The sequence below is a fragment of the Serratia sp. 4542 genome, assembly GCF_016805595.1.
Classification (GTDB): Bacteria; Pseudomonadota; Gammaproteobacteria; order Enterobacterales; family Enterobacteriaceae; genus Serratia; species Serratia nevei.
Map to the genome: position 1 here is coordinate 70,479 of NZ_RXKV01000006.1, position 17,051 is coordinate 87,529.

Annotated in this window: 20 protein-coding genes; 12 read left to right on the forward strand and 8 right to left on the reverse strand. The window is 61.0% G+C overall.

The genetic code is table 11. The features are described from left to right. Window positions 1–4 precede the first annotated feature (4 nt). The gene (locus EKL15_RS07405; RefSeq protein WP_060423165.1) at window positions 5–586 is read left to right on the forward strand and encodes a flavin reductase family protein; all 582 of its coding nucleotides are present in this window, start codon (window positions 5–7) and stop codon (window positions 584–586) included. Here the strand turns inward: EKL15_RS07405 and EKL15_RS07410 are convergent. Beyond that, complete coding sequence (locus tag EKL15_RS07410) at window positions 583–963, reverse strand: helix-turn-helix domain-containing protein (protein ID WP_038873124.1); 381 nt, start codon at window positions 961–963, stop codon at window positions 583–585. The two genes, EKL15_RS07405 and EKL15_RS07410, sit on opposite strands and share 4 nt — an antisense overlap. A gap of 84 nt (window positions 964–1,047) precedes the next feature. Here EKL15_RS07410 and EKL15_RS07415 point away from each other — a divergent pair, with 84 nt between their 5' ends. After that, window positions 1,048–1,815: an NAD(P)H-dependent oxidoreductase gene (locus EKL15_RS07415; protein WP_197794070.1), complete on the forward strand. Its 768-nt coding sequence runs from the start codon at window positions 1,048–1,050 to the stop codon at window positions 1,813–1,815. Here the strand turns inward: EKL15_RS07415 and EKL15_RS07420 are convergent. After that, window positions 1,812–2,060 carry a hypothetical protein gene (locus tag EKL15_RS07420; RefSeq protein ID WP_038873128.1) on the reverse strand — a complete coding sequence of 83 codons (249 nt, stop codon included), beginning with the start codon at window positions 2,058–2,060 and terminating at the stop codon, window positions 1,812–1,814. The genes EKL15_RS07415 and EKL15_RS07420 overlap by 4 nt on opposite strands. A 193-nt stretch (window positions 2,061–2,253) precedes the next feature. Here EKL15_RS07420 and EKL15_RS07425 point away from each other — a divergent pair, with 193 nt between their 5' ends. Both EKL15_RS07425 and EKL15_RS07430 read left to right on the forward strand, forming a co-directional pair. Next, entirely contained in the window at window positions 2,254–2,658 is a 405-nt protein-coding gene (locus tag EKL15_RS07425) for an Exc2 family lipoprotein (protein ID WP_100396249.1), read from the forward strand. A gap of 107 nt (window positions 2,659–2,765) precedes the next feature. Beyond that, a complete protein-coding gene (locus tag EKL15_RS07430) occupies window positions 2,766–3,407 on the forward strand; it encodes a DsbA family protein (protein ID WP_110157349.1) in 642 nt (213 codons plus the stop codon). Between the two features lie 35 nt (window positions 3,408–3,442). Here EKL15_RS07430 and EKL15_RS07435 read toward each other — a convergent pair whose 3' ends face one another. Continuing rightward, window positions 3,443–4,165: a phosphatase PAP2 family protein gene (locus EKL15_RS07435; RefSeq protein ID WP_049202307.1), complete on the reverse strand. Its 723-nt coding sequence runs from the start codon at window positions 4,163–4,165 to the stop codon at window positions 3,443–3,445. 222 nt (window positions 4,166–4,387) lie between these two features. Between EKL15_RS07435 and feaR the strand changes: the two genes are divergently transcribed. Then, on the forward strand, window positions 4,388–5,287 hold the full coding sequence (feaR, locus tag EKL15_RS07440; protein ID WP_197652318.1) for a transcriptional regulator FeaR: 900 nt from the start codon (window positions 4,388–4,390) through the stop codon (window positions 5,285–5,287). A gap of 33 nt (window positions 5,288–5,320) precedes the next feature. Here the strand turns inward: feaR and EKL15_RS07445 are convergent, their stop codons facing one another. Together EKL15_RS07445 and leuE are read right to left on the reverse strand one after the other, a co-directional pair. Continuing rightward, window positions 5,321–6,820: an aldehyde dehydrogenase family protein gene (locus EKL15_RS07445; protein ID WP_102984200.1), complete on the reverse strand. Its 1,500-nt coding sequence runs from the start codon at window positions 6,818–6,820 to the stop codon at window positions 5,321–5,323. 159 nt (window positions 6,821–6,979) lie between these two features. After that, window positions 6,980–7,618, reverse strand: coding sequence for a leucine efflux protein LeuE (leuE, locus tag EKL15_RS07450; RefSeq protein WP_016928933.1), 639 nt, complete (start codon window positions 7,616–7,618; stop codon window positions 6,980–6,982). 237 nt (window positions 7,619–7,855) lie between these two features. Here leuE and ada point away from each other — a divergent pair, with 237 nt between their 5' ends. After that, entirely contained in the window at window positions 7,856–8,911 is a 1,056-nt protein-coding gene (ada, locus tag EKL15_RS07455) for a bifunctional DNA-binding transcriptional regulator/O6-methylguanine-DNA methyltransferase Ada (RefSeq protein WP_187322760.1), read from the forward strand. Next, window positions 8,908–9,621, forward strand: coding sequence for a 2OG-Fe(II) oxygenase (locus tag EKL15_RS07460; protein WP_203089173.1), 714 nt, complete (start codon window positions 8,908–8,910; stop codon window positions 9,619–9,621). The genes ada and EKL15_RS07460 overlap by 4 nt, the downstream gene beginning before the upstream one ends. Here EKL15_RS07460 and tehB read toward each other — a convergent pair. After that, window positions 9,616–10,479: an SAM-dependent methyltransferase TehB gene (tehB, locus tag EKL15_RS07465; RefSeq protein ID WP_060423195.1), complete on the reverse strand. Its 864-nt coding sequence runs from the start codon at window positions 10,477–10,479 to the stop codon at window positions 9,616–9,618. The genes EKL15_RS07460 and tehB overlap by 6 nt on opposite strands. 178 nt (window positions 10,480–10,657) lie before the next feature. Between tehB and EKL15_RS07470 the strand changes: the two genes are divergently transcribed. Beyond that, window positions 10,658–11,761: a DUF1615 domain-containing protein gene (locus tag EKL15_RS07470; RefSeq protein ID WP_126180267.1), complete on the forward strand. Its 1,104-nt coding sequence runs from the start codon at window positions 10,658–10,660 to the stop codon at window positions 11,759–11,761. Window positions 11,762–11,814: 53 nt separating this feature from the next. Here EKL15_RS07470 and EKL15_RS07475 read toward each other — a convergent pair whose 3' ends face one another. Next, a complete protein-coding gene (locus tag EKL15_RS07475) occupies window positions 11,815–13,494 on the reverse strand; it encodes an alpha-keto acid decarboxylase family protein (RefSeq protein WP_203089175.1) in 1,680 nt (559 codons plus the stop codon). A gap of 674 nt (window positions 13,495–14,168) precedes the next feature. Here EKL15_RS07475 and EKL15_RS07480 point away from each other — a divergent pair. The 4 genes from EKL15_RS07480 to EKL15_RS07495 all read left to right on the forward strand — a co-directional run bounded on the left by EKL15_RS07480 (window position 14,169) and on the right by EKL15_RS07495 (window position 16,324). Then, a complete protein-coding gene (locus EKL15_RS07480) occupies window positions 14,169–14,648 on the forward strand; it encodes a universal stress protein (protein ID WP_087763256.1) in 480 nt (159 codons plus the stop codon). Between the two features lie 156 nt (window positions 14,649–14,804). Next, entirely contained in the window at window positions 14,805–15,395 is a 591-nt protein-coding gene (gene pagP / locus EKL15_RS07485) for a lipid IV(A) palmitoyltransferase PagP (RefSeq protein ID WP_048232795.1), read from the forward strand. Window positions 15,396–15,521: 126 nt separating this feature from the next. Next, a complete protein-coding gene (locus EKL15_RS07490) occupies window positions 15,522–16,010 on the forward strand; it encodes a DUF2501 domain-containing protein (RefSeq protein WP_015376789.1) in 489 nt (162 codons plus the stop codon). A 50-nt stretch (window positions 16,011–16,060) separates the two neighbouring features. Then, on the forward strand, window positions 16,061–16,324 hold the full coding sequence (locus tag EKL15_RS07495; RefSeq protein WP_004940597.1) for a DUF333 domain-containing protein: 264 nt from the start codon (window positions 16,061–16,063) through the stop codon (window positions 16,322–16,324). 35 nt (window positions 16,325–16,359) lie between these two features. Here EKL15_RS07495 and EKL15_RS07500 read toward each other — a convergent pair whose 3' ends face one another. After that, on the reverse strand, window positions 16,360–16,977 hold the full coding sequence (locus EKL15_RS07500) for a hypothetical protein (protein WP_047728779.1): 618 nt from the start codon (window positions 16,975–16,977) through the stop codon (window positions 16,360–16,362). Window positions 16,978–17,051 lie beyond the last annotated feature (74 nt).

The window sequence follows — 17,051 nt, forward strand, 5'->3', positions numbered from 1 at the left end:
CCCGATGAGCCACTTTCGCCCTGTCGCCCTCGAACACGCCAGCCGCCTGCTGAACCACGGCCCGACGGTATTGATCACCAGCCGCAGCCGCGACGGCGCCAAACGCAACGTGATGGCTGCCGCCTGGTCGATGCCGGTGGAGTTCAGCCCGCCGCGCATTGCCATCGTGGTGGACAAAGGGGCGCACAGCCGGCAAATGATCGAGGAGAGCGGCGTATTCGGCATTTGCGTGCCGGCGGCCATGTTCATCGACGCCACCTACGCGGTCGGTAGTGTGTCCGGGCTGGATGACGACAAGTTCGCCCGCTTCCACATCGCTGCCGCGCCGAGCGCCACCCTGCAGGTGCCGCTGATCGAACAGGGCTGCGTGGCGTGGCTGGAGTGCCGCTTATTGCCGGAAAGCGGCGCGCAGGAAAAATACGACACCTGCTTCGGCGAGGTGCTGAGCGCGGCGGCGGACGAGCGGGTGTTCCAGCAGGGGCGCTGGAACTTCACCGCCGCCAATGCGGATCTGCATACGATTCATCATCTGGGGGCGGGCAACTTCGTGCGCAGCGGCGAGACGCTGCGGGCCAAACCGCTTTAATCGGCCGCGCGCTTGCGGTCGGCATCATAGCGCTCGCGGGCGGCGTCCAACTCGGGGAAATGGTATTCCGCCCATCGGTCCAGCGCCGTCAGCGTCTCGACCAGCGAGCAGGCGACGGCGCTGAGCCGGTATTCCACATGCGCCTGATTCTTTTCACTTAAATCCAGCCGTTCGAGCAGCCCGTTGCGTTCCAGCTGGCGCAGCGTTTGCGTCAGCACCTTCTGTGAAATGCCGTCGATGCGGCGCAGCAGCTCGCCGTTGCGCATCGGCCGCTGCGCCAGCGCGGGCAGGATCAGCATCACCCACTTGCCGGAAATCAGCGCCAGCGCATCGCGCGCGGAGCATTTACTCGAATAGACGTCGCCGGGATAGGCCATGGGGGGTTACCTTCAGGTGCGTAATTGCCAAGGATGCGATAAAGCCACAGCATAGCAGCACCACCTTACCGCGGGAGAAACAGGATGAACGTGCTGATTGTGCTGGCTCACCCCGAGCCACATTCTTTCAATGCCCATTTGGCCGAACAGGCGCGGCAGGCCTGGCTGGCGCAGGGGCACCAGGTGAAGACGGTCGATCTGTATCAGGAGGGGTTTGATCCGCGCGAAGGCGCCGGCCATTACCCCAGCAGAAAGCAGGCGGACAGGTTCGATGCGATGCAGGAGCAGCGCCATCACTGGACGATCCAGGCGCTGCCGGCGGAGATTCGGCGGCATATCGAGCTGCTGCGCTGGGCGGATACGCTGGTGCTGCAGTTCCCTTTCTGGTGGTTCGGCGCACCGGCCATCCTCAAAGGCTGGATGGATCGGGTGTTCGTTTACGGCGGGGTGTACGACAGCCGCCACCGCCATGAGAACGGCGTGATGCGCGGCAAACGAGCGCTGCTGACCGTTACCGCCGGCGCTTCCGCTCAGGCCTGTGCGCCGGACGGGCGTGACGGCGATATGCGGTTGATGCTGTGGCCGATCATGCATGCGCTGCACTATATCGGCTTTAGCGTGCTGGAGCCGTTCCTGGTCTATGGCGTGCGCGGCGGGTTGGCGGGCGAGGAGCGGCGGGCGCAGAACGCCGCTTTGGCGCAGGTGACGCAGGCGTATCGGGAAGGCTTAAGCGATCTTGCCGCCTGGCCGGCGGTACCGTTCAACCGCAATGACGATTTTGACGCCGATCTGGCGCTGAAGCCCGGCGCGCCGGTCTACAGCCCGTTCGTACGGCACCGCGATCCGGTTTAGAAACCGGCCTTCAGCAGTTCCTCGCGCAAGTCGTCGATAATCGCCGGTTCGATGTCGGGGAACTGTTGCTGGATATCGGCGATGGCGTCGGCCACGCTCGGGCCGGCGAAGGTGCCGGAGAAGGGCACCAGCGGCAGGTTGGCGTCGCTGTCCGGCAGTTCACCGCGGATAGTGCCGGTGATCATGCCCGCTTTTTTTTCCGCCGTGAGGTCGTACTCCCCCACGTTTTTGTCGATCGGTTTCATTGGCCGCCTCGCTGTCGGTGAGTGTTTACCCTGTTCTGTTAAAGCATAGTGTTTCAGGCAATGAATACCAATCAATGTATATAATATTAATATAAAACAATATGATGCGATTTTTTGTCGTTTGACGTTCACCGGGGGCCGGCGCTATGCTCTTGGCGCTAAAGGACCTTCCTCACTGACAGGGACAGACGACATGAAAAAACTGAAAAGCGCGGCGCTGTTGTTGCCGCTGTTGGCGCTCAGCGCCTGCACCCACCACCTCAGCAGCGCGGAGCTGCATGCCAAGCATTACGTTTATCAAACGCGCGATGACTTCGATCCGCAATTCCGCACCGATGTGAACGGCAGCATTAAAAACGCCGTGCCGATGTTCGAACAGTTCTACCAGCAGGGGAAAAAGGATCGCGCGGCGGGCTTAGCGCGCAGCGAGGCGCAGAAAAAGGCCGACTATCTGGCCAGCCCGGAATTCCAGCAGAACATGGAACACAAGACCATTTTCATCAATCGTGCCTACAGCGGCTCCGACAATCCTAAGCGCCGCCAGGTGCTGTCGCAGGAAGCGGTAGGTGCCTATTGGGACGGCTACGAAGGGCGCTGACTGAATCCCACATAAACAGAAGGTAATAAAAACTGGCCTTCTGCCGGTTATTTGATTATAAAAACCGCCGCTAAGGACGATGTTCATAATCGAAACCAGGAGTGTTTATGTTGGCAAAAGTTAAGCGTTCGTTCGCCGCCGCCGTCGTATTGATGTTGGCGTTGCCCGCGGTTCAGGCCGCGGATTACCGTGCGGGCGAGCAATACACCCGGCTGGATAAGCCGGTGGCCGCCGCGCCGGCGGTGGTGGAGTTCTTCTCCTTCTACTGCGGCCCTTGCTATCAGTTCGCCGATACCTACCGCGTAGGCAGTACTGTGGCGCAGGCGTTGCCCGCCGGTGAGAAAGTCACCAAATATCACGTCAGCCTGATGGGTAAACTGGGCAATGAGCTGACCGAAGCCTGGGCGGTGGCGACGGTGCTGGGCGTGGAAGACAAGATTGAAGGGGCGATGTTCGACGCGGTGCAGAAACAGCGCGCCGTCAACGGTGCCGAAGATATTCAGCGGGTGTTCACGGCGGCCGGCATCGATGCCGCTACCTATGAAAACGCGCGTCACAGCCTGCTGGTCAAAGGATTGATCGCCAAGCAGAACGAAGCGGTGAAAGCGTTCGAGGTGCGCGGCACCCCATCGTTCTACGTGGCAGGCAAATACAAGATAGACAATGCCGGCATGGCCAGCACCAGCGTCGAAGGCTACGCCAAAGAGTACGCGGCGGTGGTGCGTTACCTGTTGGACAAGCAGCCGTAAACCGGGCCGTCAGGGCCCGGTGTTAGCCGCCGGGTCTATTTTTCCGCAGGCAAATCCAGCGCCAGACGCAGCTCGTCGCGCGCTTGCCGGTACTGCTGCTGGAAATCCTGCTGCTGTGAAAGCTGCTGGCTGATCACGCTGCCGGCGATGCGGCCCATCTCGATATCGGAAGGGTAGTGGATCCCTGCCACCACTCGGTTGTCACCGTATTGCCAGGCGCGCGTCATGATGGCGGCGCGCTTTTCCGGCACCATGTTGGCCAGGGTGATGCCCATCAGCGTGCCCAGCGTGGTGTGGCCGGAAGGCCAGGAGCCGGAGCTGGAGCGCTTGACGATCGGCTCGATGCGGCTGTCGAGCATATGCGGGCGCGGGCGCTTCCAGAAATCTTTCGCCGGATCGACCACCGCCGCTTCGGTGGCGACGATGCGATCGAAGAAGGCGCTCACGGCCGGCAACGCTTTGGCGTTGAACTTCGGCCCCATCACGTTGCTGTACACCCAGACGTTCTCTTCCGCATCCGCCTTGGCCTGGCTGGCCATTTCCGGCGTGCGTTTCTGCTGCATGTCGAGCACTTCCCGCAGTTCGCGCTGGGTCTGCGCCGAGTCGTTGGCCGGCGGTGGCGGCAGGATGTGGGTCAGATCCACCTGCTGCGCGGTGGTGAACGGTTGGGCTTCCTCTGCCGCCTGCGCGTGGAACGCGGTCAGGGCGCTGGTGGTAAACAAACACAGCGCTAAAACGGATTTCTGCAACGATTTCATCGGATCATGTCCAGGGTGTCAAAGTGAAAGGGGAGCAGTCTGTATCTTTGGCGAGGCCTGTGACGATGAGATGACGGTTTCGTGGCGGATTGATGACGGGCGCCGGGTGAACTGTGATCGCGGCGCCAAATCCCCCGCTCGCCATTGATTGTGTGTTAACGGATTGTTATGGTGTTTTTCTGTTCAACGGCGCAGCACCGCTGCTGTTTGAAGGGAGAGATCATGACGGCATTGGCAACGCTCCGGGACGTCGGCTTCGAAGAGTGGCTGGGGAAAATCAACACCGCCTGCGGCCGATTCTGCGCGAAAACGCTGGGGCCGGGCTTCAGCGGGGCGATGCAGGAATTCCGCGCCCATGCGCTGCGCCTGAGCGTGGTCGACGTGTCTCAGGCCCGGCTGTACCGCACGCCGCGCGAGATCGCCCGCAGCGACGGCGCGCACTTTTTTACCGTCTTCCAGCTGCGCGGCAGCGCGTTGATGGAGCAGGGCGAGAGCCAGACGGTGCTCTCTCCCGGCGACATCACGCTGATCGACGCCTCACGGCCCAGCAGCTTCACCTTCCAGAGCGATTCACGCCAAATCTCACTGCTGTTGCCGCGCGGCTGCCTGCCGGTGCCGCCGCCTTGTGCCCAGCGTCTCGGAGCAGAGCTCAGCGCGGTGCGCCTCAGCCGCCAACTGGTGCTGAGCAGCATGCAGGATCCTCAGCTCGCCGCGGCGGAAAGCGAAGCGGTGCTGAATGCGCTGGCGGCGCTGCTGCGCCCGGCGCTGGCGCTCGAACAGGCGCGCCCGGAGGGGCAACAGCCGGTTTTCGACAAGGCGCTGGCGTTGATCGACAGGCATATTCAGTCGGCGCAGCTGCGCCCGGAATGGGTGGCGGCCGAGTTGGGGGTGTCGCTGCGCAGCCTGTATCGGCTGTTCGCCCGCCAGGGGCTGGTGGTGGCGCAGTACATCAGAAATCGCCGGCTGGATCTGTGCGCGCAGGCGCTGCGCAGTGCCGCCGGGCAGGAAAAGCTGGCTGGAGTCGGCCTCGACTGGGGGTTTGCCGATCACAGCCATTTCTCGACCGCTTTCAAGCAGCGTTTCGGCATGTCGCCGAGTGAGTACCGCCGGCAATATCAATAAGTCAGGGCGCGGGCCAGGCCCGCGCCGCCTCACTCAATAGCGGATGCAGACCGATTTGGTTTCGGTGTAGGCATCCAGCCAATCCGGGCCGAAGTCACGGCCGCTGCCCGACTGTTTGAACCCGCCGAACGGCATGTTCGGGTCGATCAGCGTATGGGTGTTGACCCACACGGTGCCGGCCTGGATGCGCGGCGTCAGCGCCATCGCTTTCTGCAGGCTGGTGGTCCACAGGCTGGCGGTCAGCCCGAAGTCGGTGTCGTTGGCCTTGCTCAATGCCTCTTCGGCGCTCGCCACCCGAATCAGGTTGACCACCGGGCCGAACACTTCCTCGCGCGTCAGGTTCAGCCTGTCGTCCGGGTTGATCACCAGCGTTGGCGGGATGTAGAAGCCGTTGGCATCCGGCCCGGCCGCGCCGCCGATAAGCTCGGCGTTTTTCGCCCGGGCGTCGTCAAGGTAGGCCGCCACCTTGTTGCGGTGCGCGAGCGACACCAGCGGGTTGATTTGCGCGCCGGTGTCCATGCCCGGCCCGACCGACAGCGATTTCACTGCCTGTTCGAAACCGGCCACCAGTTGGTCATAGATCGGCGCTTCGATATAAATCCGCGAACTGGCGGCGCACACCTGCCCCTGGTTGAGGAAGCTGCCGAGCATCAGGCCTTCGATCACCTGCTGCGGATCGGCGTCTTTCAGCACGATGGCCGGGTTTTTGCCGCCCAGCTCCAGCGTCACGCGGGTCAGGCGATCCGCCGCCGCGCGCGCGATGCTTTTGCCCACCGGCGTGGAGCCGGTGAAGCTGACTTTGGCGATCAGCGGATGTTCGGTCAGCGCCTTGCCGCACACGGTACCGCGGCCGGTCACCACGTTGAACACGCCCGGCGGCACACCGGCTTCGCTCGCCAGTTCGGCCATGCGCAGCAGGGTGAGCGGGGTGGTTTCCGACGGCTTGATGACGATGGAGCAGCCCGCCGCCAGCGCCGGCATCACTTTCCACATGCCGATCATCAGCGGGAAGTTCCAGGGAACGATGCCGGCAACCACGCCGATCGGCTCTTTACGGGTATAAACCTGATATTTGGCGCCCGGCGGCATCGGAATGGAGACGTCCAGCGTCTGGCCGGTGATTTTGGTCGCCAGCCCGGCGGTGTAGCGCATCCAGTTCAGGGTGCTGCCGACTTCGAAAGCGCGGGCGATGTTGATGGATTTGCCCTGCTCCAGGGTTTCCAGCTGCGCCAGCTCCTCGGCGTGTTGCTCCACCAAATCGGCGTAGCGCAGCAGGATGCGTTCGCGCTCTACCGGCAGACGCTGCGCCCAGACGCCTTCGCTGAAGGCTTTGTGGGCGGACTGCACCGCCAGCGCGACGTCGTGTTCGTTGGCGTCGGCGGTGGTGGCGATCTGCTGCCCATTGGCGGGGTTATACACCGCCAGGCGGCCTTCCGCGGCGGACGCGCGCCACTGGCCGTCGATATACAGCCCATGCTGACGATCGAGAAAACGCGACACGCTATCCAGCACGGCTACGGTATTGTCAGACATACATCCTCCGATCAGGCTCATCAGGTTATCGTTAACCCTGCAAGTCTAGATCAGCGGGAAAGCGGCGGCTTTGGTCTGCCTGACATTCGGTTTGCCCTGCGTGTCATTTTGCCGTGACGAACGAGTAAACCGCGGCCGGCGGGCGCCGGCCGGGAGGGATCACGAACTCAGGGTTGCCAGACGGGTGGCGAAGCCGAGGAACAGCAGGCCGATCAGGCCGTTGCCGAGCTTCGCCAGGCCTTTCTTGTGATTGAAGAAATGCGCCAGCATCGCGCCGGAGAAGATCAGCGTGCTCATGTAGATAAAGCTGACGGCTTCGAGGATCAGCGCCAGAATGGTGAACGACAGCCCGGTGTGCGCGTAGTTGAAATCGATGAACTGCACGAAGAACGACACGTAAAACAGGATAGCTTTCGGGTTGGTCAGGCTCAGCGTCAGCGACTTGCGCAGAATGCTGTGGCCGCCCTCAATCTGCTGCTGTTGCGCCTGCGCCTTCTGCACGAAGGTGGCGTAGAGGATTTTTGCGCCGAGGAACAGCAGGTAAATCGCACCGAGAAAACGCACCAGGGTAAACAGGAACGGCGTGGTGCGGATCAGCGAAGCCACGCCGATATAGGCGCAGAAGATCAGGATCGCATCACCGATGAATACGCCGAGCGCTGCGGTGTAGCCGGCGCGCACGCCGCGCGATACGCCGGTTTTCAGCACGTACAGCGTATTCGGCCCCGGCAGAATGATAATGAAGACCACCCCGGCCAAATAGGTCCATAAATTCAGGACGCCAAAACTCTCTAACACAATAACCTCTCCATGCGCGCAACTAACAGGCAAAAACACTGGCCACGCCCGTGGCCGGCCGCGATCCTAACGCTGTGCAACCGGGTTGGCAACGTAATAAACTTCATGTTGTTGGTTAAAAATTGTCGAAACATTGTCGAAAACGTCGGCGCCGAATTAAAAAGCAAGAGTCGGCGTGTTTCGCCAACGGCCCGTCACTATGCTGGTTAACATCGAAACCGCAGTGAGGAACGGATGATGAAAAACGTAATCGACAGCGCCGATCCGCGCTGGCTGGCGATCGTCAGCCGCGACAAGCACGCCGACGGCCGCTTTATCTACGCGGTGAAAACCACCGGCGTGTATTGCTCACCTTCTTGCCCGTCACGCCAGCCGAACCGGCAAAACGTGGAGCTGTTCGACGACGCCGAGCAGGCGGAGGCAGCGGGTTATCGGCCCTGCAAACGCTGCCGCCAGGGGCTGACGCCGTTGACGGAGCAGCATGCGCGGCAGATAGCTGAGGCCTGCCGCTATATCGAACGGGCGGAGAAAGCGCCGTCGCTGCAGACGCTGGCGCGCCACGTCGGGTTGAGCCAATACCATTTCCACCGGTTGTTCAAAGCGATCACCGGCCTGACGCCGAAAGGCTATGCCGACGCGCAGCGCAGCCAACGGCTGCGCACCGGTCTTACGCAGCAGGAGACGATGACCGACGCGATCTTCGACGCCGGTTATGGCGCCAACGGCCGCTTCTATCAGCAAGCCAACGCCGCGCTGGGCATGACGCCGAAGGCCTACCGGGCGGGCGGCAAAGGCATGCGCATCCATTTCGCCGTAGGGCGCTGTTCGCTGGGTGAGATCCTGGCGGCGCAGAGCGAGGTGGGCATCTGCGCCATTCTGCTGGGGGACGATGCGCAGCGGTTGGTGCAGGATCTGCAGGACAAGTTCCCTAATGCCGAGCTGATCGGCGGCGATGCGCAGTATGAAGCGCTGATGGCGCAGGTGGTGGGGTTGATTGAAGCGCCGGAAAATGGGCTGGCGCTGCCGCTGGATATTCGCGGCACCGCGTTTCAACAGCGGGTTTGGCAGGCGCTGCGGGCGATACCGGTCGGCGAAACCGTCAGCTATGCCGATATCGCCCGGCGCATCGGCGCGCCCAAAGCGGTGCGCGCGGTGGCCGGCGCTTGCGCCGCCAACGTGCTGGCGGTGGCGATCCCCTGTCACCGGGTGGTGCGTAACGACGGCGCTGTGTCCGGCTATCGCTGGGGCGTCGAGCGCAAGCAAGCCTTGTTGGAAAAAGAGGCGCAGCGATGAGCGGCCTGCTGGCGGCGCGGCTGGCCGAATTGGACTGGGCGGCAATCGAACGCGAACTCGATGCGCAGGGCTGCGCGCGGCTGCCTGGCGTGCTCAGCCAAGACCTGTGCCGCGAGCTGGCGGCGCTCTACCCGCACGATGCGCACTTCCGCAGCCGCGTCGTGATGGCGCGGCACGGTTTTGGCCGCGGCGAGTACCGGTATTTCGCCTATCCGCTGCCGCTTCCGGTGGCCGAGGTGCGCAGCCTGATGTATGCACGGCTGGCGCCGGTGGCCAACCGCTGGAATACCTTATTGGGTTTGACGGCGCGCTATCCCGCCGAACACGAGGCCTACCTGGCCGAATGCCACCGGGCCGGCCAACGGCGGCCGACGCCGCTGCTGTTGCGTTACGAAGCGGGGGATTACAACTGCCTGCATCAGGATCTGTACGGCGAGCGGGTGTTTCCGCTGCAGGTGGCGTTTTTACTTTCCGCCCCTGAACGGGACTTCACCGGCGGCGAATTCGTGCTGACCGAACAGCGGCCGCGGATGCAGAGTCGGCCGGAGGTGGTGCCGCTGCAGCAGGGCGACGCAGTAGTGTTCGCCGTGCATCACAGGCCGGTGGCGGGAGTGAAAGGCTACTATCGGGTCAATCTGCGCCACGGCGTCAGCCGGATACGCGCCGGCCAACGCCACACGCTGGGGGTTATCTTTCACGACGCGCTATAGCTTGCGCGCCAGCAGGGTGGCGAAGCGCAGCGAGATGCGGTTGCCGGCGGCGTCGGTCTTGTGCAGTTGGCCGACGTCTTCGTTGTATTTGAGGATCTCCCAGTTGCGATAATAATGCTTCAGCTCACCCGGGCTGAAGGTGAACGGGAACGGCAGCGGGCAGGGATAATCCTCGGTATCCATCGCCGCCACGATCAGGTTATGGCCGCCGCGCACGGTGCTGTCCTGCATGTTTTGCACGATAGACGGAATTTGCTGGCGTTCGAGGAACATCATCACCACGGTGGACAGGATGAAGTCGTATTCGCCGCTGAAGCGGTGGGTATTGAGATCCTGCACGCTGGCGCTCAGGCGGGTCAGCTGCTCGGCGTCGATGATCTGATTGAGGCGGTCTATCGACGGCGCGTGCTTGTCCCAGGCGGTGACGTCGAAACCTTTCAGATTGAGATAGAGCGAATTGCGGCCGCCGCCGCAGCCCAGATCCAGCGCCTTGCCCGGCGCGATGCGCGCCGCCGCCTCGATCACTTCAGAGTGGGTGCGCGTCAGTTCGTATTTCTTGTGGTAGTAATCTTCCGGCGTGCAGTAAAACGCCAGCCGGCAGGTCATGTCGTCCGAGAAGGAAACGATGCGATGCCACTGCTGCGGTGCGATAAACGGCGGCTGGCTTTCGGGGCTGAACTGCCAGGTCTCGGTGGTGGCGCCGTCTTCGGTCATCATGGCGAACGTCAGGCTGCCGCTCAGGACGGTGAGCTTCGCCCAGGTGCCGCTCTGGGTGTTGTGGCGCTGGCGGAAGGCTTCCGGCAGCGTGTCGCTGTTCCATTCCGGCAGGGTTTTATAGCAAAGCAGCTGCTGCTCCATAAGGGGCTCCTCTGGCTGGGCAAGCAAAGTGATTTATATGATGTATATAAAATACATCTTTATGAGGCGTTTGAACATAGCGGCCTGACGGGAAGGCGCGGCGATATCTTTATACTGGATTGTGCGCGGCGGCTGGGCTAATTTCAGTGCTGTTCATGTCATCACGTTCAGGGAAAAGATGCCGATACCTCGTTTATTTCACCCGACGCCCTTCCGTTGGCTGAGCCTGGCCGCGCTGCTGGCGCTGGCGGGCTGTACCAGTAAAACCACCACCACGGCGCCGGCGGCGCGCCCCGCCGACGTCAAAGCCCGACTGATGACGCTGATCCCGGCCAACGCCGGCGATCGTCAGGGCTGGGCTACCGATATTACCGCCGCCTTTGCCGCGCAGGGCATCGAGCCGAGCGATGAGAACCTGTGTTCGGTGCTGGCGGTGACCGAACAGGAGTCAACGTTCCAGGCCAACCCGCAGGTGCCGGGGCTGCCGAAGATCGCCTGGAAGGAGATCGATCGCCGTGCCGATCAGATGCACATCCCGAACTTTTTGGTGCACACCGCGTTGAAGATCTCGTCGTCGAACGGGAAGAGCTACAGCGAGCGGTTGGATAAGGTGCGTACCGAGAAGGATCTGAGCGATATCTTCGATGACATGATCGACCGCGTGCCGATGGGGCAGAAGCTGTTCGGGCATTTAAACCCGGTACATACCGGCGGCCCGATGCAGGTGAGCGTCGCCTTCGCCGAGGCGCACGCCAAAGGGTACCCTTATCCGATCGACGGTTCGATTCGCCGCGAAGTCTTCAGCCGGCGCGGTGGCATGTACTTCGGCATTATGCATTTGCTGGGGTATCCGGTCGATTACAGCCGGCCGATTTATCGCTTTGCCGACTTCAACGCCGGCTGGTACGCCAGCCGCAACGCGGCGTTCCAAAACGCGGTCAGCCGGGCGAGCGCGATTCCGCTGGCGCTGGACGGCGACCTGATCGATTTCGGCAGCGACAAGCCCGGCTCGACCGAGCTGGCGGTGCGCACGCTCGGCAAGCGCCTGAACATGAGCGACAGCGCCATTCGCCGGGCGCTCGAGAAAGGCGACACGGCCGGCTTTGCCGACACCGACCTGTATAAGAAGGTCTACGCGCTGGCGGGCGGCAAGCTGCCGCGTGAGATGCTGCCGGGTATCCAGCTGGAGAGCCCGAAAATCACCCGCAAGCTGACCACCGCCTGGTTCGCCAAGCGGGTGGACGAACGCCGCCAGCGTTGCATGGCGCGCGCCGGCGGGTAACGACATAAAAAAATGCCGCCGGTGGCCTGAACCACCGGCGGCGCGGTAGCGCCTCAGGCGCTGCGGCGTGGGTTGGTCAGGCCGAAGTTAAAGCTGTTGCAGCGGTTGCAGAACTCTTTCATCACCGGCGGCGTGTCCATCATCGGCACTTTCACCTCGATAAACGCCAGCCGATCCTGCCGCGAGGCGCGTTCCAGGGCCATTTCCAGCTGCTGCGTGGTCTCCACCGCCACGCTGAACGGCTGCGCCTGAGTATTCAGCACCGCCGGCAGTTTGGCGTAGTCCCACGGGCCGATGTCGTTGTAGGACGAGTTTTCGCCGAGGATATAACGCTCGATGGTGTAGCCGTCGTTGTTGATCAGGAAGATGATCGGCTTTTGCTCGCAGCGCAGCAGGGTAGACACTTCCTGCGCGGTGAGCTGGAAGGAGCCGTCACCGATGAACAGCAGATGCCGGCGCTCCGGCGCCGCCATCAGGGTGCCGAGCAGCGCCGGCAGGGTATAGCCGATCGAACCCCAGATCGGTTGGTTGACCACCTTGACGCCGCCGGGCATGTGCATGCCGCCGATGGCGGCGCCCGAGGTGCCGTTTTCCACCACCACCACGTCATCTGCCCGGATAAATCGCTGGATCCGTTGCCACAGATAGGCCTGGTCGATGGGGGTATCGCTCGGCGTCGCCAGCTTCTCTCGTGGATCGGGCAGCGGCGCCAGGGGCTGTACCGGCGCGTCTTCACTCAGATCCAGCAGCGCCTGCAGCAGATCCGCCGCCGCCACCGCCGGGTAGGAGGTGTTGTCCAGCTTCAGCGAGAACGGTTGGATATCCACCTGAGCGGCGGCGGGAATTTGCTGCGAGAAATAGCCGGTGGTGGAGTCCACCAGACGCACGCCGAAGCTCAGCACGCAGTCCGAGTGGGCCATGCGTTCATACAGTTCGGGGCGCGACAGGTTGCCGCTGTAGCCGCCCATCCAACCGGCGGTATCTTCCGGAATAATGCATTTGGCGGTCGGCATATTGGTCAGCGGAATGGCAAAGCGATGAGCGACCTCGATAACCCGCTGCTGCAGCTGATAGCGATCCACCATTTGGTCGATCAACATGATCGGGCGCTGTGCGCGTTTTATTTTGGTTAACAGCGCCATCGCCGCTAATTGCACATTGTATTTATCGCTGGCCGGCAACTGCGGCGCCGCTGCGGCTGCGGTGATTTCAATTTCGACGTCGCAAATATCGGAAGGCAGCTGTAAATAGACCGGTTTCTTCTCTATCCAGGCGCGGGAAATAACGCGCGGAATTTCCTGCGCGGCATTTTCCGGCGTAATCAAGGCTTGAGCAACGGTGAATTGTTTAAAACAGTTCATGACGTTGTCGAAATTGCCGTCGCCCAGGGTATGGTGCAATAGCTGATGATTCTTCATCGCGTGCAGCGGCGGCGTGCCGGCAATGCAGATCACCGGCGAAGATTCGGCATAGGCACCGGCGATGCCGGACAGCGCGGCCAGATCGCCAACGCCGTAGGTGACGATCAGCGCGCCGGCGCCTTTCATTCGGGCGTAGCCGTCGGCGGCGTAGGAGGCGTTCAATTCATTGCAGTTGCCGATAAACGCCAATCGGTCGTCGCTTTCCAGCAGCTCCAGCAGGCTGAGGTTATAGTCGCCGGGCACGCCGTAAATACGATCGACGTTCAGGGCGTGAAGCTGTTGCAGAATGAATGACCCGATAGTTATTTTCATTGATTGCTCCGGATTATTTATCTTTATTTTGTCAGGCGAAAATCAGCAAAAATAAATTGCTGGCGATGTTGTGTCGTTAGCTTTAACAGTTATTTAAAGCGTCGACTTGTTCAAGATAGGGTTGGCAGCCGAAAAATGGGCGGTTTGTATTCGGCGCTTTACGCGATTGAGTAATACATAAAAAGTAGGGGTATTGCGTATTGGCGTGCGGCGGTATTTTTCCTTGATGGAATATCAGCAGAGAAACGGCGCCGCGTTGGCATTTATCATGACGCAGGGGGAGTTTACCGGTACTTTTGATGCCGCGTTAAATCCTGTCTGGCGGTACCCGGCAGTTAGCCTGGAAAAGAAAAGCCGACGCTGACGTAAAGGGGGATTTTGGTGATCCGCCGCACGCTTATTTCAAGAAACCATTCTGTAACCAATTAAAAACAAAAAATTAACAGCGATCGTTTTTTATTCGTCGGTTTCCGTCAGCTTTACTTTACGGGGGCGGCGGTGCGCGCCACGTCGGGCCGGCGTTAAAATGCGCCGCCACGGTCGCTAAGATAACGTGGTGGCCATCACATTCCGTGGTAAGTGATACGTAAACTTTTCTCTACGTGCGCGCAGATGGCGTATACCTACCAAAGAGGGCGGTGCCCCAGTGGCACTGACTGACGGGGGAAAGAGCGATGAAAAGCTATCGACACATTCTGGTACTGATTCACGATGAGCGCGATGGGCTGCCGTTACTGCGTCAAACGCTAGCGATGGCGGGCGGGCTGCCGATCGCCATCACCGTCGGCCACCTCAACGCCGACTATGCGGAGCTGGAGTACGGCAGCGATGCGCTGGTCAAAGATCGCCAGGCGCAGGAGGTGATCGCCGCCAAGGCGATGCTGAGCCGGCTGGTGAGCGCCGTCGAGGCGCCGGTTGCGGTCAAGGAAATCGTCACTATCCGGCGCTTTAAGGACGTCAACGATTTCATTCATCAGGCCGGTATCGATCTGGTGGTGGTCGGGCACCAGAATCGCCTGTTCGGTCTCTATTCTTCTTATTCCCTGGAGTTTGTGAACCGTCTCGATGTCGATGTGTTGGTCAAGCACCTTGCCCGCGAGTCGTGTGCGACAAAGCGGACTTTTCCCACGGCTTTGCCGCCCGAAAGGCGATAGCATACGCAGGCCGGCACAACCTGTTAAAAGTTATCGGGAATTTTCCGGTGCTAAACTTAACCAAAGCACAACGGGCGTTGGATAAATTAGATACAGCTTGATCTTGCCTGGGCTATCGGTAAGAATCTTCGGCCGTATTTTTACAGGAGCTTTACGATGTTTCTCAAACGGACTCTTTTGGCATGTTCTCTGGCGTTGATATTTCCTGCACTGCCTTCTTACGCTGAGGTTGGTACAGAAAGTGGCAATACCGCGCAGGCTGAAAAACCGGGTCTATGGCAGCGTTTTACCGATAACGTGGCGGAGACCTGGAACAACTCGCCTAACCACGATCTCTATATTCCGGCCATCACCTGGCACAACCGTTGGACTTACGACGACGAGAAGATCGATAAGTACAACGAGCGCCCGTGGGGGGCCGGTTACGGTATCTCCCGCTACGACAGCGACGGTGACTGGCACGGCATCTACATCATGGCGTTCAAGGATTCCTTCAACAAGTGGGAGCCGATCGGCGGCTACGCCTACGAGAAGATCTGGCGCCCGCTGGATGACAAGGATTTCCGCCTGGGGCTGGGCTTCACCGCCAGCGTCACCGCGCGTGACAACTGGAAATACATTCCTATCCCGGCACCGCTGCCGCTGGCCTCTATCGGCTATCAGCGGCTGACGTTCCAGGCGACCTACATTCCCGGCACCTATAACAACGGCAACGTGTTCTTCGCCTGGCTGCGCTGGCAGTTCTAAATTTCCTGAATTCCGAAAAACGGCGCGGCGGCGAGATAAAAGGAACTTGTCGCCGCCGGCGGCGTCGGAAGGGTATCCCGGCGCGCTGCGCCGATCGCATGCCGTTATTACAGGAGTTTTACCACTATGATCACCAAACATCGTTTACTGCTGGCCTTGGCGCTGTCCGCTACCCTGGCTAGCGGCGCCACTCAGGCTGCCGGGCTGATGGATTCCCTCAGCAGCGCGGCGGGCGAACTGAGCAAGTCGGGCGGCGACAGCAGCGGCGGCATGTCGCTCTCCTCGCTGACCGGCCTGTTGAACGGTGGCGACAAGGCGTTGAGCTCCAGCAGCATGACCAATGCCGCCGGTATCCTGCAGTACTGTGTGAAAAACAACGTGCTGTCGGCTAACGGTGCCGAAGGGGTGAAAGATCAGCTGCTCAGCAAGCTGGGCATCACCAGCACCGAAAACGCCAAGAGCCAGGATTATCAGCAGGGCCTGGGCGGCTTGCTGCAGACCGGCGAAGGCAAGAGCCTGGATCTGAACAGCCTGGGTACCTCGCAGATCACCGAGAAGGTGAAGCAAAAAGCCTGCGATCTGGTGCTGAAACAGGGCAAATCCTTTATTTCATGATGAACGAACGGCGGAGCGCTCCGCCGTTCTTTTTTGCATAAGCTGGAAAAATGAAAAAAACGTTGATGCTTTCCCTGTTGGCGGGGATGACGATGTTGCAGGGGTGTTCCGTGAAATCCAACGATGCGCCGCCACCGCCGCAGGTGAAACCGATCGGCATGGCGAACCCGGCCGACGTGTATTGCACCCAAATCGGCGGCAAGCTGAATGCCAAAGAGAACGCGGCAGGCCAGTATTCCACCTGCACCTTGCCGAGTGGGCAGGAAATTGAAAGCTGGGAACTGTTCCGCCGCGATCACCCGGTGAAAAAGTAACCCTCGCGGCGCCGGCGCTTCCGCCCGGCGCCCGATCAGAATTGGCGATCCCCTATCGACTGCAGCTGCAGGCTGCCGTCTTTTTGTAGCGTCAGCGGCATGCGCCAATCGCTCTGTTTATCCAGGTTGAACGGCCGGGAGCGGAACATGCAGCCGGTCTTGATGTTCTTGATTTTCATGACGTGTTCCGCGTCCGCATTGATTTTCACCTCGAAGCTGCCGGCGGGCGGAATAAAGACTTCAGCCAGCTGCTGCGGTGCCGTCGGCGTTTCCAGCTTGACCAGCACCGCGAAATCGTTGCCCTGATTATCCAGCGTCAGCCGATGCAGACCGGTCGCGGGCAGCCGCGTCGGCTGGTGCAGATAACCGGCTGAGGCGGGCCACGGCTGCCCGGCATTGTCGTGCAGCGGCCCCCCGCACTGTTCACGCGCCTCGCGCAGCGGCATTTCGCGCTTTATCGCGCGGTTGTAATCGGTGGGGGCGGCGAGGCTGAACTCGTCGTCATATTGATGAGCGCGCAGATAGCGCTTGGCGCCGAGCACCGCGATGGCGACCAGCATAAAGAACAAAAATATCCTCAGGCGATTTTTAAAAATCAGCCCGAACAGCTTCCCGGGGAGTTGAAACAGCCACCTTGCGATCGTCAATAACATCGTTTTCCCTTTACGCCCAAGCCGTTACGTCTACGGTAACTTCGCCTGCCTCAGTATAGCCAAAGCGTTGCCTC

Bases quoted from the DNA above. Each gene is read 5' to 3' on its own strand.
- EKL15_RS07405 (WP_060423165.1), top strand. From the start codon at position 5: ATGAGCCACTTTCGCCCTGTCGCCCTCGAACACGCCAGCCGCCTGCTG.
- EKL15_RS07410 (WP_038873124.1), bottom strand. From the start codon at position 963: ATGGCCTATCCCGGCGACGTCTATTCGAGTAAATGCTCCGCGCGCGAT.
- EKL15_RS07415 (WP_197794070.1), top strand. From the start codon at position 1,048: ATGAACGTGCTGATTGTGCTGGCTCACCCCGAGCCACATTCTTTCAAT.
- EKL15_RS07420 (WP_038873128.1), bottom strand. From the start codon at position 2,060: ATGAAACCGATCGACAAAAACGTGGGGGAGTACGACCTCACGGCGGAA.
- EKL15_RS07425 (WP_100396249.1), top strand. From the start codon at position 2,254: ATGAAAAAACTGAAAAGCGCGGCGCTGTTGTTGCCGCTGTTGGCGCTC.
- EKL15_RS07430 (WP_110157349.1), top strand. From the start codon at position 2,766: ATGTTGGCAAAAGTTAAGCGTTCGTTCGCCGCCGCCGTCGTATTGATG.
- EKL15_RS07435 (WP_049202307.1), bottom strand. From the start codon at position 4,165: ATGAAATCGTTGCAGAAATCCGTTTTAGCGCTGTGTTTGTTTACCACC.
- feaR (WP_197652318.1), top strand. From the start codon at position 4,388: ATGACGGCATTGGCAACGCTCCGGGACGTCGGCTTCGAAGAGTGGCTG.
- EKL15_RS07445 (WP_102984200.1), bottom strand. From the start codon at position 6,820: ATGTCTGACAATACCGTAGCCGTGCTGGATAGCGTGTCGCGTTTTCTC.
- ada (WP_187322760.1), top strand. From the start codon at position 7,856: ATGAAAAACGTAATCGACAGCGCCGATCCGCGCTGGCTGGCGATCGTC.
- EKL15_RS07460 (WP_203089173.1), top strand. From the start codon at position 8,908: ATGAGCGGCCTGCTGGCGGCGCGGCTGGCCGAATTGGACTGGGCGGCA.
- tehB (WP_060423195.1), bottom strand. From the start codon at position 10,479: ATGGAGCAGCAGCTGCTTTGCTATAAAACCCTGCCGGAATGGAACAGC.
- EKL15_RS07470 (WP_126180267.1), top strand. From the start codon at position 10,658: ATGCCGATACCTCGTTTATTTCACCCGACGCCCTTCCGTTGGCTGAGC.
- EKL15_RS07475 (WP_203089175.1), bottom strand. From the start codon at position 13,494: ATGAAAATAACTATCGGGTCATTCATTCTGCAACAGCTTCACGCCCTG.
- EKL15_RS07480 (WP_087763256.1), top strand. From the start codon at position 14,169: ATGAAAAGCTATCGACACATTCTGGTACTGATTCACGATGAGCGCGAT.
- pagP (WP_048232795.1), top strand. From the start codon at position 14,805: ATGTTTCTCAAACGGACTCTTTTGGCATGTTCTCTGGCGTTGATATTT.
- EKL15_RS07490 (WP_015376789.1), top strand. From the start codon at position 15,522: ATGATCACCAAACATCGTTTACTGCTGGCCTTGGCGCTGTCCGCTACC.
- EKL15_RS07495 (WP_004940597.1), top strand. From the start codon at position 16,061: ATGAAAAAAACGTTGATGCTTTCCCTGTTGGCGGGGATGACGATGTTG.
- EKL15_RS07500 (WP_047728779.1), bottom strand. From the start codon at position 16,977: ATGTTATTGACGATCGCAAGGTGGCTGTTTCAACTCCCCGGGAAGCTG.